10 protein-coding genes and 4 pseudogenes are annotated in these 13,632 nt (G+C 69.1%); 11 read left to right on the top strand and 3 right to left on the bottom strand.

Annotated features, from left to right (window positions below; translation table 11 throughout):
- Positions 1 to 406: 406 nt before the first annotated feature.
- From ACFYPS_RS31715 to ACFYPS_RS31730, 4 genes and pseudogenes are all read left to right on the top strand, one after another.
- Positions 407 to 613, top strand: coding sequence for a hypothetical protein (locus ACFYPS_RS31715; protein ID WP_387329302.1), 207 nt, complete (start codon positions 407 to 409; stop codon positions 611 to 613).
- Between the two features lie 16 nt (positions 614 to 629).
- Complete coding sequence (locus tag ACFYPS_RS31720; RefSeq protein ID WP_387329305.1) at positions 630 to 1,310, top strand: YdcF family protein; 681 nt, start codon at positions 630 to 632, stop codon at positions 1,308 to 1,310.
- Positions 1,311 to 1,785: 475 nt separating this feature from the next.
- Positions 1,786 to 2,451 (top strand): annotated as a pseudogene (locus tag ACFYPS_RS31725) (ISAs1 family transposase); the annotation flags it as partial.
- A 137-nt stretch (positions 2,452 to 2,588) separates the two neighbouring features.
- Positions 2,589 to 2,816 (top strand): annotated as a pseudogene (locus tag ACFYPS_RS31730) (ISAs1 family transposase); the annotation flags it as partial.
- 330 nt (positions 2,817 to 3,146) lie between these two features.
- On the opposite strand, the gene ACFYPS_RS31735 reads toward ACFYPS_RS31730, so the two are convergent.
- Positions 3,147 to 4,271, bottom strand: a complete 1,125-nt coding sequence (locus ACFYPS_RS31735) for a TIGR03118 family protein (RefSeq protein ID WP_387329308.1) — start codon at positions 4,269 to 4,271, stop codon at positions 3,147 to 3,149.
- A gap of 397 nt (positions 4,272 to 4,668) precedes the next feature.
- Between ACFYPS_RS31735 and ACFYPS_RS31740 the strand changes: the two are divergent.
- A pseudogene (locus ACFYPS_RS31740) lies at positions 4,669 to 5,078 on the top strand (transposase); the annotation flags it as partial.
- 71 nt (positions 5,079 to 5,149) lie between these two features.
- Here ACFYPS_RS31740 and ACFYPS_RS31745 read toward each other — a convergent pair.
- A pseudogene (locus ACFYPS_RS31745) lies at positions 5,150 to 5,278 on the bottom strand (MerR family DNA-binding transcriptional regulator); the annotation flags it as partial.
- A 231-nt stretch (positions 5,279 to 5,509) separates the two neighbouring features.
- Between ACFYPS_RS31745 and ygiD the strand changes: the two are divergent.
- From ygiD to ACFYPS_RS31770, 5 genes are all read left to right on the top strand, one after another.
- Positions 5,510 to 6,388 carry a 4,5-DOPA dioxygenase extradiol gene (gene ygiD / locus ACFYPS_RS31750; protein ID WP_387329311.1) on the top strand — a complete coding sequence of 293 codons (879 nt, stop codon included), beginning with the start codon at positions 5,510 to 5,512 and terminating at the stop codon, positions 6,386 to 6,388.
- A gap of 98 nt (positions 6,389 to 6,486) precedes the next feature.
- Positions 6,487 to 6,669, top strand: coding sequence for a hypothetical protein (locus ACFYPS_RS31755; RefSeq protein ID WP_387329314.1), 183 nt, complete (start codon positions 6,487 to 6,489; stop codon positions 6,667 to 6,669).
- 18 nt (positions 6,670 to 6,687) lie between these two features.
- Entirely contained in the window at positions 6,688 to 6,891 is a 204-nt protein-coding gene (locus tag ACFYPS_RS31760; RefSeq protein WP_387329317.1) for a hypothetical protein, read from the top strand.
- 347 nt (positions 6,892 to 7,238) lie between these two features.
- The gene (locus ACFYPS_RS31765) at positions 7,239 to 8,798 is read left to right on the top strand and encodes an esterase/lipase family protein (protein ID WP_387329320.1); all 1,560 of its coding nucleotides are present in this window, start codon (positions 7,239 to 7,241) and stop codon (positions 8,796 to 8,798) included.
- A gap of 357 nt (positions 8,799 to 9,155) precedes the next feature.
- Positions 9,156 to 11,498 carry a lysylphosphatidylglycerol synthase domain-containing protein gene (locus tag ACFYPS_RS31770; RefSeq protein WP_387329323.1) on the top strand — a complete coding sequence of 781 codons (2,343 nt, stop codon included), beginning with the start codon at positions 9,156 to 9,158 and terminating at the stop codon, positions 11,496 to 11,498.
- 114 nt (positions 11,499 to 11,612) lie between these two features.
- Here the strand turns inward: ACFYPS_RS31770 and ACFYPS_RS31775 are convergent, their stop codons facing one another.
- A complete protein-coding gene (locus ACFYPS_RS31775) occupies positions 11,613 to 11,777 on the bottom strand; it encodes a hypothetical protein (protein ID WP_354967832.1) in 165 nt (54 codons plus the stop codon).
- 118 nt (positions 11,778 to 11,895) lie between these two features.
- Here ACFYPS_RS31775 and ACFYPS_RS31780 point away from each other — a divergent pair, with 118 nt between their 5' ends.
- The gene (locus ACFYPS_RS31780) at positions 11,896 to 13,185 is read left to right on the top strand and encodes a low temperature requirement protein A (RefSeq protein ID WP_354967833.1); all 1,290 of its coding nucleotides are present in this window, start codon (positions 11,896 to 11,898) and stop codon (positions 13,183 to 13,185) included.
- Positions 13,186 to 13,632: the final 447 nt, after the last annotated feature.

Below are 13,632 nucleotides of genomic sequence, written 5' to 3' on the forward strand. Positions count from 1 at the left end.
CAGGCAGGCGGCGGATCCGGGAGGGCACTCGGGGACACCGCGACCGACCATCTCGGGGTAGAGGTGTTCAGTGGCGCGTTGGTCACCGCCGCCGCCGCCGGCCGGCTCACCCAGGCCGGGCTGATCACCGTGACTGCGAACGACATCTCCTGCTGCTACGCCCGCCAGAATTTCGCCACCGGCCAGAGCCATTCTCGTATCCTTGGCGATGGCTGGGTGCTCGGGAGCGGTGGGACCGTTCCGGCCGATGGCGGACGCGGTGCTGTGACCGTGGACATGCGCTCACGTCTGACGGGCGGACGCGCCGGTGCTTCTTGGCTCGCCGCCAACGGTCTCGTCTCGACCAGTGGATCTGGTGCGTGGAGTCAGCGCCGCCCTGCTGCCTCCTTACCTCTACGCTGGCGGTATGAGGGAACCCAGCGCGGACCCGACTTACGCCACGCCTGACAACCTTCCGGTATCGGCCGTGCTGCCTGAACTGCTGCGGAGTGTGCGCGAGGGGCAGGTCGTCTACCTGAGTGAGCTGGACGTGTCGGTGTCCGCCGTCGTTCCACTGGAGGTGGCGAGGACGGGGCTGGTGGCCCTGGGATGGCCTGACGAGGGGACCCGGTGACTGCCCTGTCTGGTAGGTGCTGATGAACCGGCATGCGCCGGCGCCGGTCGAGGCGATCCCTGACGAGATTCGGGCCGACGTGGAGACGTTGTGGCGCTACCACGACATGCACCACCAGTTGCGCCCGTGCGACGTGGGGATCGGGCTGGGCAGCCACGACCTCGGCGTCGCGGTGATCGCGACGCGCCTGTTCCATGAAGGCCTGTTCCCGTGGATCGTGTTCACCGGTGCGAACGCGCCGACGACCATCGAGCGATTCCCGCGCGGAGAAGCGGTGCACTACAGCGAGTACGCCATCGAGCAGGGCGTGCCGGCGGAGTCGATTCTCGTGGAGCCGCGGGCGACGAACACCGCCGAGAACCTGGAGCACTCGCGTCAGCTGCTGGGTGAACGGCGTATCTCGGTGCAGTCGGTGCTGATCATGTCGCGGCCTTACCAGCAGCGACGGGCCTACGCCACCTGCAAGCTGATCTGGCCGGAGGTCGATGTGGTGTGCGCGTCGAATCCTCTGGACCTTGACGACTACGTGCGCAGCATCGGCGACCCACGGCGGGTCGTGAACATGCTGGTCGGTGACACGCAGCGGATCGAGGTGTACGCGGAGCGTGGATTCGCGATTCCGCAGGAGATGCCGGACGAGTTACAGGCGGCCTTTGGTCGCCTGGTGGCGGCCGGCTATACGACCCGGCCGATCTGAGCCCCAGCTACCAGCGAGGTCCTCCCGACCGGACGCCCATCCGTTCGCTGAGTTGGACAGCCAGTCGGGGTGGCCGCGGGCGGGTGAGGACGTCCCGGACGAGGTCGCGAGAGAGCTGGTGGTAGCGCACCTGGTCGGGCCCTATGATCTCCGCGTTCAGGAGGGCGGCGAGGGCCTCGTCCCCATTCACGGTGAGCGGATCATGTAGCCCAAGCGGGGGCGGATGCAAGGGCGCGAGAGCGCTTGGCTGCGCAGCCATTGGTGCAGCCAAGCCGGCCGACAAGCATGCGTGATGAGCGACGGCTCTTTGCAAGGCAGGGGCGGTCCAGGGTGATTGCGTAGTCGGTCGGCGGGTGCCCTGAGCTGGGAAATCCATGGGATGAGTGGCCTCTGTGGAGGCAGGAAGAGCGGGTGAGGCCGCATCGGTGATCATGGAGTTCTCTACGCTTCACGACCCCGAGGATCTCACCCGCCGATGTCATCATGCCCGATCCGCGCACTGTCCGGCCTCGCCGGCAGCCCTGACACCAGACCACGGTTGGTCACTGAGAGTGAGACAACGGGACTGCTTCACGCCTTGGCGGCGGTCCCGGATCCTCGAGATCCACGTGGAGTGCGTTACCCGCTGTCGGGCCTGCTCGCGGTCGCGGTGTGCGCCGTCCTGGCGGGTGCGTCGTCGTTCGCCGCGATCACCGACTGGCTGCATGATCTGGACGAGCAGGCCCGCGACCGGCCCGGCTTCAGTCGTCAGGTGCCCGCGGGTACGACCGTATGGCGGTTGCTGACCCGCCTCGACGATCAGCTGCTATCCACCGTCCTCGCGGGCTGGCTGAAGGTCCGCGCCCGGCCGGTCACACCCCTGCCACGCAGGTATCGGACGGTGATCGCCGTGGACGGCAAGACCCTACGTGGTGCCCGCCGCCGCAACGGCGGCCAGGTTCACCTGCTCTCCGCTCTGGACACCAGCACCGGCATCGTCCTGGCCCAGGTCACCATCACCGCGAAGAGCAACGAAATCCCCGCGTTCAAGCCGCTGCTCGACGCGGTCGAGAACGTGCTGGGCAGCCTGACCGGCCTGCTGTTCATCGCCGAAGCCCTGCACACCCAGACCGCCCACGCCGACGAGATCGCCGCCCGCGGCGCCCACCTGATGATCCCGACCAAAGGCAACCAAACCACCCTGTTCAAGCAGCTCAAGCACCTGCCCTGGCCAGACGTCCCGACCGCCGCCGCGACACCGGCCACGGCCGCCACGAGACCCGCACCGTCAAAGCCATCACCGTCGCCACCCCCGGCGGAATCAGGTTCCCCCACGCCCAGCAGGCCGTCCGGATCACCCGCACCCGCACCACCAGCAACGGCAAGACCAGCCGCGAAACCGCCTACTACACGGTGTCCCTACCCGCCGACCAGGCCCAACCCGCCGACCTGCAGCACTGGGCCCGCCTCGAATGGCACCTCGAAAACCTGGTCCACCACGTCCGCGACGTCACTTTCCGTGAAGATCTCCACCAGGCCCGAACCGGCACCGGACCTGCCGTCCTCGCCACCCTGCGTAACACCTCGATCGGCTACCACCGCACCAACTGCCGACACCAACATCGCCCGCGCCGCCCGACGCGCCAACCGCCGCCCACACGACCTCATCACCGCGGTGACCAGCGATTACCCGACAACGCAATGACCCTGCGATTGGGCCAGGCTCAATCGCCAACTCGACCGTGTGCCCGGCGGGGTTGCGACGGTCCGAATAGACCGTACCGGCGGTACCCGGCGGGGCCGGAACAGCGGTACGCCGCGCCCCGCGAAGCTCGGGGCGCGGCGGATCCGCGGCAGTTACTTGGTCGTTGGGATCAACTGACCAACCAGTCCGTGCTGCTCGTCGTCCGGCCCGGCACTGAACCACAGAGTCTCTTCACCACCGGTGGTTTCGGTGCCCGGCAGGAGCGCCCACAGACCGTCGATGGCGATCGTCTTGCCGTCCTCGTCCCGCAGTTGGCCCTCGAAATCCTTGCCGTCGAACACGTTGATCCGGCCGTCGCCAAAGTTGCCGACCAGCAAGTCGCCGGTGAACTCGCCGAAGCCTTCCGGCGCGATGGCGAGACCCCACGGTGCGTTCAGCGTGCCCTCGCTGGCGATCCGCCGAACCTCCGTCCCGAAGTCGGTGAACAGGTTGACGAAACCGAGACCGGGGCCTTTCACGTCGTCCTCAGCGTCCGCATCCTGCTTTGCATAGGTGACGTAGACCCGTTCGCCTACCGCCAGTACGTTGAACGGCGCGAACCCGTCGGGGATGTTCGTGTCCCGGAAGAGGGAGTCCGGCAGGTCCGCCTTGTCGAAGTTTTCGTCGAACACATCGATGCGTGCGTTGTGGAAGTCGGCGGCGAGCAGGAAACTGCCGACGTCGGTCTTCAGTAGGGTCACACCCTTGTAGATCGCACGGTTCGTGTGCGCCACCACGACCGCCGTGGTTTCCGCGTTCGGGTTCCAAGCGGTGATGTCACCGCCCTCGCTGACGAAGATGAAGCGTGCCGGTTCGTCACCGCCCGGCCCGGGCACCTCGAAGCCGTCGGTGTCGTTAAACACCGCCCCGGTCGGCGCGCCGCCGGGGATGTCAACGGTGAGGTCGACCTTCTCGACCGAGGCCCCGTCGACTCCGCCACGATAGACGGTGGCGGTGTTCGTGCCGTTGTTGGCCACCCACAGCGGTGTCGTCGGCCCCAGGGCCAGCCCCCACGAGTTGACAGCGTCCGGGTCGACGACCGCGGGATCTCGTTCTTCCTGATCGGAGACCTGGTTGATCACTTTGAACCGCGGGTCGCCCGCGTGGTGTCCGCCGCGGTCCTCGCTCCCCGCACGGTCGTGACCGCCCCCATCTCCCATTGCCGCCGTGGCAGTGACCGCCACCGCTGCGCTTACCACAGCCGCGACGGTCCACAGCCGCCCATGCCTTCTGATCACCTGACGCTCCTTCCATAGGCAAGTTTCCAAGCCTGGTCCGGTGGCAAACCCGACGGGTCGCCATATTGGGGATACAGACGCTCCAGGCACCGCTGGCCTCCGGAAACGGATGACACGCAGGCATTTCCCTCATTGGGGCGCCAACTAGTGCCTAGTACATGAAACATTCCCACAACGTCGGCAGCGGTCGGTCGCTTTTGCGATGTTGGGCCCGTTTTGTACCCGGACGGGTGTGACCCTGGGCACCGACTCGACGCCGCCGTCGGCGTGGTCCGTGACCGGTTCGACTCGTCCGCGCTGGGCTGGCACGGCGAGCCGCTGCTGGGCCGGCCGCCGGCTGCGGGTGCCTGCACGCAGCGGGCAGATCCTGCCGTACGGAATCAGGGTCGGCGCCGCGATGCTGGTGGACGACCTGCGAACTGGTCTCCCGCGACGCGACGAGCGGTTCGACCTGATCGACGTGCAGTGGGCGGTGCTGGAGCCGTTGCTGCCAGCGCCGAAGGGGCCGGGTCGATTGTCGTTGTGGAGCAGGCGGCAGTTGATCGACGGGATCCGGTGGCGCATCCGAGTAGGTGCCCCGTGGCGGGACGTGCCACCGCAGTACGGGTCCTGGTCGGCGATGTATGCCCTGTTCCGCAGGTGGCACCGTGACGAGACCTGGAAGAAGGTGCTTACCGCCCTGCAGGCCCTCGCTGATGCGGCCGGACGGATTACCTGGGACGTGTCCGTGGACTCGACCAGCGCCCGCGCTCACCAGCACGCTGCAGGGGCCAGGAAAAGGGGGATCTGCAGGCTGAACCACCCGGCGACCTCGTCCAGGTGATCCCGAGCCGCTGCGCGGTCTTGATCACCCGCAGGACCGTGACCGTCTCCGGCGGGTAGAGCCGATGCCCACCCAACGTCCGATCTGGCTCGGCCACCAGACCTCGCTGCTCGTAGTAGCGCAGCGTCTGCTGGTTCACCCCCGCCGCCTCCGCTACCTGCCCCGACCGCAACCCCAGCTTCACGCGCCGTCCTGGAGCCCGGCGCGTGTGGCGAGAGCGTCGAGTACGTCGACGTGACCCGCCGGCACCGCGACGTCCAAGGCGAGCTGCCCGCCGGTCGCGGTCAAGGTGAACCGCTACGACAAGGACGAAGCCGAAGTGCGGTAGCCGACAGGCCGTCCGCACTACGCTGATGGCCTGCCTGCAAGCGACGCCCCGCCGTCGGATGAAACCGCGACCCGAGGAGGGCCCGACGTGCCCGCAGACAACCTCAACGCCTCAGACGCACTGATGCCCGCAGCGTTTATCGGCCACGGCAACCCGATGAACGCCCTCGAGGTCAACCGCTACACCACCGCATGGAAAGCCTTCGGCGCGGCGTTACCCCGCCCACGCGCCATCCTGGTGATCAGCGCGCACTGGTATATCAACGCCACCGCCGTCACGGCGATGCCCAGACCGCGGACCATCCACGACTTCTATGGCTTCCCGCCGGCACTGTTCGAGGTGCAGTACCCAGCGCCCGGGCTGCCCGAGCTGGCCGCAGAGGTCAGTGATGTCGTTCATCCGACCTGGGTCGGCGCCGACGTCGACAGCTGGGGCATCGATCACGGCACCTGGTCAGTGCTGACGCATGCCTTTCCCGACGCCTCGATTCCCGTCGTGCAGCTCAGCGTCAACGCCGACAAGCCGTTCGACTACCACCTTCAGTTCGGCGCCAAACTCGCCCCACTGCGGCAGCGCGGAGTGCTCATCGTCGCCAGCGGCAACATCGTGCACAACCTGCGCGGGATGAACTGGAAGCTCACCGACGACGGCTATGACTGGGCACAGCGCTTCGACGAAGACGCCAAGTCTCGCATGCTGACCGACCCGACCGAGTTCGCGACACTCGACGCCCACCGCGACTTCGGCAACGCCGTACCGACAGCAGACCACTTCATCCCCGCGCTCTACCTCGCCGGCCTCGCCGGCGCCACCGAAGCATCCGACACCGAAGTTCTCGTCGACGGCTACGCCTACGGGTCATTGTCGATGACGGCCTACACCCTCGGCCTGTCCTGCCCCAACGCCGGTGACGGCGGATCCTCACAACCGCCCGCCGACCTCCCACCCGACGGCTCCAACATCTGACCCCTGGCCGGCCGCTGTACTGCAATCCGTGGCACCGGCGCGCGGCCTGACCAGATCCACGCGGGAAGCGCCGACCCGGCCGCGGGCCGCCGCCGTCCGTGCCGTCGCCGACCCTACGGGTCGCACCCTGCGACGACAGCCTGTTCCCCGGCGCCCGGCAAGTCTTCCGACTACGCCGCGACACCGGCGGACTCGACGGCATCCGCACGAGCAAAGAAATCATCCACGGCATCGTCAGCCTGAACGCCGACCCGGCCAGCCCGCACCACCTCAACGCCTAACCCCGGGGGCATTGGTCCGTGGAGAAACGTCTGCACTGGACCCGGGACGTGACCTTTCGAGAAGCCGATTCCCAGCTCAGGACCGTTGCCGCGCCACGAGCCCTGGCCAGCTTCCGCAACCGGACCCTCAACACCTTCCGCCTCGCCGGACGCGCCAACATCGCCCATGCCCGCCGCGACCTACACGACCGCACCGACGCCTTCGCCGTCTACGGCATCTAACAAACCGTGATCAAACCGGACACTCCCGAACAACGCCGGGGCCGTGGAGCCGATCCGACGCACGGGGAGAGCCAGCCCACGTCCGCGGGCGCGGGCTGCTCCACCCGAACCGGCCGGTCCTCCTGCCCGTCACTGGTGTCCCATCCATTGGACGGAGAACACGCTCGGACTTACCAGTCACACCACCGCGCAGGTACCGCCGCCGAAATCGGAGGAATGTCCTGCAGGGAAGCGGGTACCCGGCGACGCCAAGTTTGGGCCGAACAGCGAGGTGTGTGATGCGATCAGCACGGCTACTCCCACTTCTCGCATTGACCACCTTGGCGGCAGCGGCGGAGGCAGGGGCGATGAACGCGGCCGGCTTCGAACGCACCAGGGCGATCGCACCTCAATTCGCCACTATCTGGCCGTACGGCATGTTCCACGACCTGCGTTGGGTATTGGTCTACCACGACAGCTGGTTCAGTTTCGGCATCGGGCTGGCCTGCGCGGTCATCGTACGAGGGCTGTTCTGCGCTGGATGCGTCGCGCTTGCCTGGCCCACGGCAATCCCGCGGCCGCCACTACGCCGGCTCATTGGACGTAGCCTGCTCTTCGCCGTGTTCATCGCCGTGATTCTGCTGCCCTGGGCCGCGGTCGCGGTTGCCACCGCCCAATTCGCGTTGGCCGGGATCCTGTTCCTCGAACTGCTGCCAGTGCTGATCCTCGCCCCGCTCGTTGCCCGCGGCGGAATCGTGCCCGACTGGTGGCGTGGCCTACCCACGCTCCGACTGGCCGGCTGGTCGCTGCTCACCTTCACGTTGCTCACCGTGGGTGGCGCCGAAGTGGCTGCCACTCCAGGCTGGAGCGTGGTGGCAACGGCAGGCGCGGTAGGCGCGATCAATGGTCTACTTTGGCGACAAATGGTTCACGCCGCCCTCCGTCAGAAGCCAGTGCACTGGCGACTGGCGCCGGTAGCTCCGCTCGTCGCCGTCCTGGCAGTCGGCTGTTTGTATGCCGTCGATATTGCCTCGACGCGGTTCAGCAGCAAGCGGCCCCCCGTACCGGCATCGTCGCTGCCCGACCTACCTGCCGTACCCCAGGCTGTGATCTACCTTGCTGGCTTCAACTCCGCCTACCCCGGTGATCCCGCGCCACCGACCGGACCGGTGATCCGCTTCTCCTACCGGGGCATCGATGCCGACGGCCGGGCTCGGCCGTACGGACCCGTCGACACCCATCAGTCGATCGTCGACAGCGCCCGCCTCCTTGCCGAGCAGGTGGACCGGGCCCATGCCATTACAGGCCGCCGGGTGGCACTTGTCGGAGAGAGCGAAGGGGCAATGGTCGTCCACTACTACCTCCGCCGACTGCGGAAGCCGGCGGTGACAAGCGCCGTCCTCACCGACCCGTTGATCCGGGCCGGCCGCACCTACTATCCACCGCCGGACGCCGAAAGCGGGTGGGGAATCGCTACCGGCTGGTTGATACGCACCTTGCTCGCGGTGCCCGGCGGAGCCAGCTCGGGCGCCCCGGACCAGCCGTTCCTGCGTTCACTTCTGGACAACGCGCCGCTGTTTCGCAACCACCTGCTCTGTCCGGTGCCTGGGGTAACGACAATCGCGTTCCTGCCGACCATCGAAACGATAGTCCTCCCGCCCTCGGGACGGAGCGTTCCGCAGATCCCCCTACTCGAGGCCAGCGGTATCCACGGCCAGCTCACCAATCGGCCATCCGTGCAGCGCGCCATCGGCGCCTTCCTCAACGGCCAGCCACCGGTCGACCCACAGCTGCATCGCTATCGCCGCGCCCGACTGGACTTCTTCGTAGCGTGGCAAGCCCCAGCCCTCCCGCTGAGACTGAACCCGATGTGGCGGACGCAGGCCCGCTCTGACGCCCTGTTCCAGCCGGCGGGCTGCCAGTCCTGACACATGCCACGACGACACCGCACCGCACGATCCGGTGCAGCGTTTCGAGCGCCGCCGCGAACACCAAGGCCCGCAGCGGCCCTGCGGCGTGCGCTGCCAGCCCGCCGATCAGGATCGCCGTCTCGCCTGGTACGACCAGCCCGAGCAGGGTCGAGGACTCCAGGGCCGGCAACACGAGCACCAGGGCCAGGACGAGGCCCGGCGGTAACCGGTGAGCACCGCGATTACTTTGTCCACCTGCTGATTGTCGCCCCTAGCGGGTTGATTTTCGGGCAAGAACCGATCCGCCCGCGGGCGGTCCGTAGGGTTCGGACCGACAGCGGGAATCGAGCCGGATGAGGGGTCAGCCGAGGATCGGTGGTAACGCGGAGGCATCGCCCGGCGCCGGCGCTGCTGGTCAGCCTGGCCGTCTCGGCCGGTCTGCTGGTCGTCGTCAGCGTCTTGGTGCGGCACCGACCCGTAGCGCTGTGGGAGCGGGACCTGTTCGCCCTGATCAACCACCTACCCTCAGGGCTGACGCCGGTGCTGGTCGTCGTCATGCAGGCCGGCTCGTATGCGGCGGTGTTCGTCGCCGCCGCGACGGCCGTCATCCTGCGGCGCACCGGCGTCGCGTGGCGTTTCCTGCTGGCCGGCAACCTCGCGTACTGGCTCGCGCTCGCCGTCAAGGCCGCGGTCGCCCGGCAACGACCGGCGGCGCTGCTGACCGAACTGACCCTCCGGGACACGATCACCGGAGCGCTCGGCTACCCCTCGGGGCACGTCGCTGTCGCCACCGCCCTGGCCCTCGTCGTGGCGCAGGCCGGCAACTCCCGCTGGCGCCGCCTGGCCTGGGCGGTGATCGCTCTGGTCGCCGTAGCGCGGATCCACGTCGGCGCTCATCTGCCGGTCGACGCGGTCGGTGGGATCCTCGTCGGTTGGCTCGCGGTGTGCCTGACCCGGCTCGCCGTCGGCGAGGTCGGACCGCAGCAGTCCGCCCGCGATCTACGCGAGACGCTGCGGCGATGCGGATTCGACGTGCGGCGGCTGGAACCGATCGGCGGTGACGCCCGCGGCTCCCACCCGTGGCAGGCGGTCACCACCGATGGACGGCGGCTGTTCGTGAAGGTGACCGGCGGCCAGCAACGCGATGCGGACTGGGCCTACAGGCTCTACCGGAGCCTGCGCTACCGGCACGTCGCCGACGCACCGCCATACCTGAGTCCCAAGCAGCAGAGCGAACACGAAACCTACCTGACCCTGCTGGCCGAACGCGCCGGCGTCCGAGTCCCGGCCGTCGTCACGACCGCCACCGCACCCGGCGGAAACGCCCTGCTGGTGCAGGAGTTCATCGACGCGGCCCCCCTCGGCGCCGTCGTCGAGCCGGTCCCGATCGCCGCCGTGCGGGACGCCTGGGGACAGGTGGCGCTGCTGCACGGGGCGGGCATTGCGCACCGCGACCTGCGGGCCGCGAACGTGCTCGTTGACGGCGACCGCGCGTACCTGGTCGACCTCGGGTTCGGCGTCGACGACGCCCCGGCCGACCAGCGGGCCCGGGACATCGTCGAACTGCTGGTCGCCCTCGCCAGCCGGGTCGACTCGGCGAGTGTGGTCGCAGCCGCAGTCGACCGACTCGGCGCCGAAACGGTCGCGGACAGCGTCCCGTTCCTGCAGCCGCCGGTGCTCTCCCGCGCCGGCCGCAGCGTCCTACGCGCCCACCCCGGCCTGCTGGAGTGCCTCCGCGAGGAGATCCTGCGGCGCTGCCCGGACCGGGAGCGGCCCCCGGCCAAGGTGGTCCGGGCAGTGCCGCGGGACATCCTCCTGCTGGTGGTCCTCGGGCTGATCGTGCTCCTCCTGCTCCCGCAACTTGGCGAAGTACGCACCGCAATCCACCTGATGGTGCACGCGAATCTGGTGGCCGTCGTGGCAACGCTGCTCGGCTCGGCCCTCACCTACCTGCTCAGCGCCGTCGTGCTCCGGTTGGCCACGGCCGGCCGGGTACCGCTCGGCGAGGCCACTCTGGTGCAGGTCGCAGCGTCGTTCGCCAACCGGCTGGCCCCCGGCAGCCTCGGCGGTGCCGCGCTCAGCCTGCGCTACCTGCACCAGAAAGGACTCGACACCGCGGCGGCGGTCACCGCCGTGGTCGTCTCCCGCACCGCCGGCGTGGTCTCGGTCGTGGTGCTGCTGCCGATCCTGCTGCCCTTCGCGCGGCAGCCCGCCCGGACCCTCACCCACGGCGCGACCAAGGCGCTGCCGCTGCTGCTGGGCGCCCTCGTCGCGCTGCTCGTCCTCGCGGCCGTCCTCGCCGCACCCCGGATCCGGTGCCGCGGACGCGCGGCGGCCGGCCGCGTCATCGCCGCCCTGCGCACCTTGATTCACCAGCATTGTCTCCGGCGGCTCGTCGCCGCGTCCGTGACGCTCACCCTCACCTACGGCCTCTGCCTCTACCTCGCGCTACTCGCCACCGGCCAGCCCGTCGACATCGCGCTACTACCTCCGGTGATCCTGGTCTGCGTCATCGGCGAGGGCGTCGCCTCCGCCGCGCCCACCCCCGGCGGGCTCGGTGCCACCGAGGCCGCGCTCGTCTCCGGCCTGCTGCTCTACGGAGTGCCGCTGGACACCGCCGTCGCCGGCGTCCTGATCTACCGTCTCGCGACCTTCTGGCTCCCGGTGCCGCCGGGCTACCTAGCCCTCCGCCACATGACCCGTCACCGCTTGCTGTAACCGCGACGGCGCAGAACGAGACGACGACCAGCGCTACGGCCCACACTCGACGGGAGCGGACCACCAAGGGCACACGACACCAAGGCAACGTTGCACATGGTGCGATGTCCGGGTTCAGTGGCCGCGGCTGTAGCGCACGGCCACCCGATCGGCTGCGGCGAACAGCCACCCGTGGTGCGCGTCGTCGGTCTCCTGCCGCGCCCGGTGGTGCATCTTCTCGAACACCCGCGGCACGGCGAGAATGAACGTCGGCTGATATTCGCGCAACTGGTCCAGCACCCCGTGACTCCCGGATCAGCGATGAACACGAATACGAGACAGTTGGATTACGCGACCCTGCCAGTCCGTTGTGTGGCTTCCGCCGCCGGGACGGGCGGGGGCTGCCAGACTGGGCGGCATGAGCACCGGCCACTGGCGGGGTCGGATCCTGCCTGCCGCGCCGGGGTCCCGCGTCACTCGCCTGGAGTTGTTCTACGACCTGGTGTTCGTGCTCGCGTTCCTCAACGTCACCACCCTGCTGTCGGCACACCTGCACGTACGCACGCTGCTCGCGGGGCTGGTGGTGCTGGCCCTGCTGTGGTGGTGCTGGGTCTCCTTCGCCGCCCTCGGCAACATGGTCCGCACCGACCAGGGGGTGCTGCCGCTGATCGGCGCGGTGACGGTGGTCGCCCTGTTCGTGCTCAACCTGAGCGTGCCGGAGGCGTTCACGAACCGACCCGGTGGGCCGCCCGGCCCGCTCATCTTCGCCGCCTGCTACCTGGTCATCCGGGTGGTTCAGGTGCTGGCGCTGCTGACCCGCGCCGACGCCCCGGGCCGCGCGGCACTGCGGTCTGGCCTGCCGCTGCTGGCCAGCGTGATGCTGATCCTGGTCGCCGGGGCGCTGCCCCACCCGCCCCAGGTCGGAGTGACGTGGCTGCAGCTGGCGCTGTGGGCGGCCGCCGTGGGCATCGAGTTCACCGCCGGGGGCCTGGTCCGCAGCGCCGGTCTGGCGGTGGTCTCCGCCGCCCACTTGGCGGAGCGGTACGCGCTGATCCTGCTCATCGCGCTCGGCGAGTCGATCATCTCGCTCGGACTGGGAACCAAACCGGCCGCCGGCCTGCCGCTCAGCTGGGCGGTGATCGTGGCGTCGGTCCTCGGCGTCACCACCATCGCGGCGCTGTGGTGGATGTACTTCGACACCCTGACGCTCGACCTCGAGCAGAGGCTGCACGGCACCCGCGACCCGGACGCGCGGGCCGCCTACGCCCTTGACGTCTACGCGTACCTGCATCTGCCGTTGATCGCCGGGATCATCCTGTTCGCCCTCGGCCTGAAGCGCTACCTCGCCGTGATCGCCGACCCGCACGGTGACCCGTGGCGGGTGCGGGCGCTCAGCCTGGACTACCGGGTGCTGTTCGCCGGCGTGATCATCTACATTCTGGGTCTGCTGGCGTTGGGGGTGCGGGCCAGCCACCGGGTGCGCCTGTGGCCGACCGTGACGGTGGTGGCGCTGGCCGTCGTGCTGCTGCCCGCAGGCCGGTTGCCGGCGGTCGCCGGCCTGGCGGTGCTCGCCGCGGCCTGCGTCGCGCTGGTGCTGGCCGGGCTGCGCGCCAGTGACCCGCTGCGCCGCGAGGTGCGGCAGGTCGCGCTGCAGGAGCAGGTCGCCGCCGAGCAGGAGCAGTCCGAGTGGCGCCGCCGCCACCTGTGAGCCGAGGGGCCGGCCCTTGAGGATCAACGGCCGGAAATCCGGCGCTGTGCCCACACCCCCCGCCGACAACACCCCCCCGGATCATACGTACGTGTGCGTGTGGCTGGACGACCCGCCGCGGGACCCCAAGGGCTGGCTGGTCACCGTGGCCGCCGTCCTGCGCCGGCAGAACCCGAAACCGCGCCTGGACTGGGCCGACCGGGCGGTGCTCGCGGCTCTGATCAGGCTCCTACCTCGACCGTTGAAGACGCATCGGCTCGTCACCCCGGCCACGGTCCTTGCCTGGCATCGGCGGCTGGTGGCGCACCACTGGACCTATCCGAATCGGCCCGGCCGGCCACCCATCGACCCAGCCATCGCCGCCCTGGTTGAGCAGATGGCCCGGGACAATCCCGGCTGGGGCTACCTACGCATCCAAGGCGAACTACTCGGACTCGGCCACCGCGT

The organism is Micromonospora sp. NPDC005087 (assembly GCF_042872965.1).
Classification (GTDB): Bacteria; Actinomycetota; Actinomycetes; order Mycobacteriales; family Micromonosporaceae; genus Micromonospora.

Excerpts from the sequence above, each read along its gene's own strand:
- ACFYPS_RS31715 (WP_387329302.1), top strand. The coding sequence starts at position 407 with ATGAGGGAACCCAGCGCGGACCCGACTTACGCCACGCCTGACAACCTT.
- ACFYPS_RS31765 (WP_387329320.1), top strand. The coding sequence starts at position 7,239 with ATGAACGCGGCCGGCTTCGAACGCACCAGGGCGATCGCACCTCAATTC.
- ACFYPS_RS31780 (WP_354967833.1), top strand. The coding sequence starts at position 11,896 with ATGAGCACCGGCCACTGGCGGGGTCGGATCCTGCCTGCCGCGCCGGGG.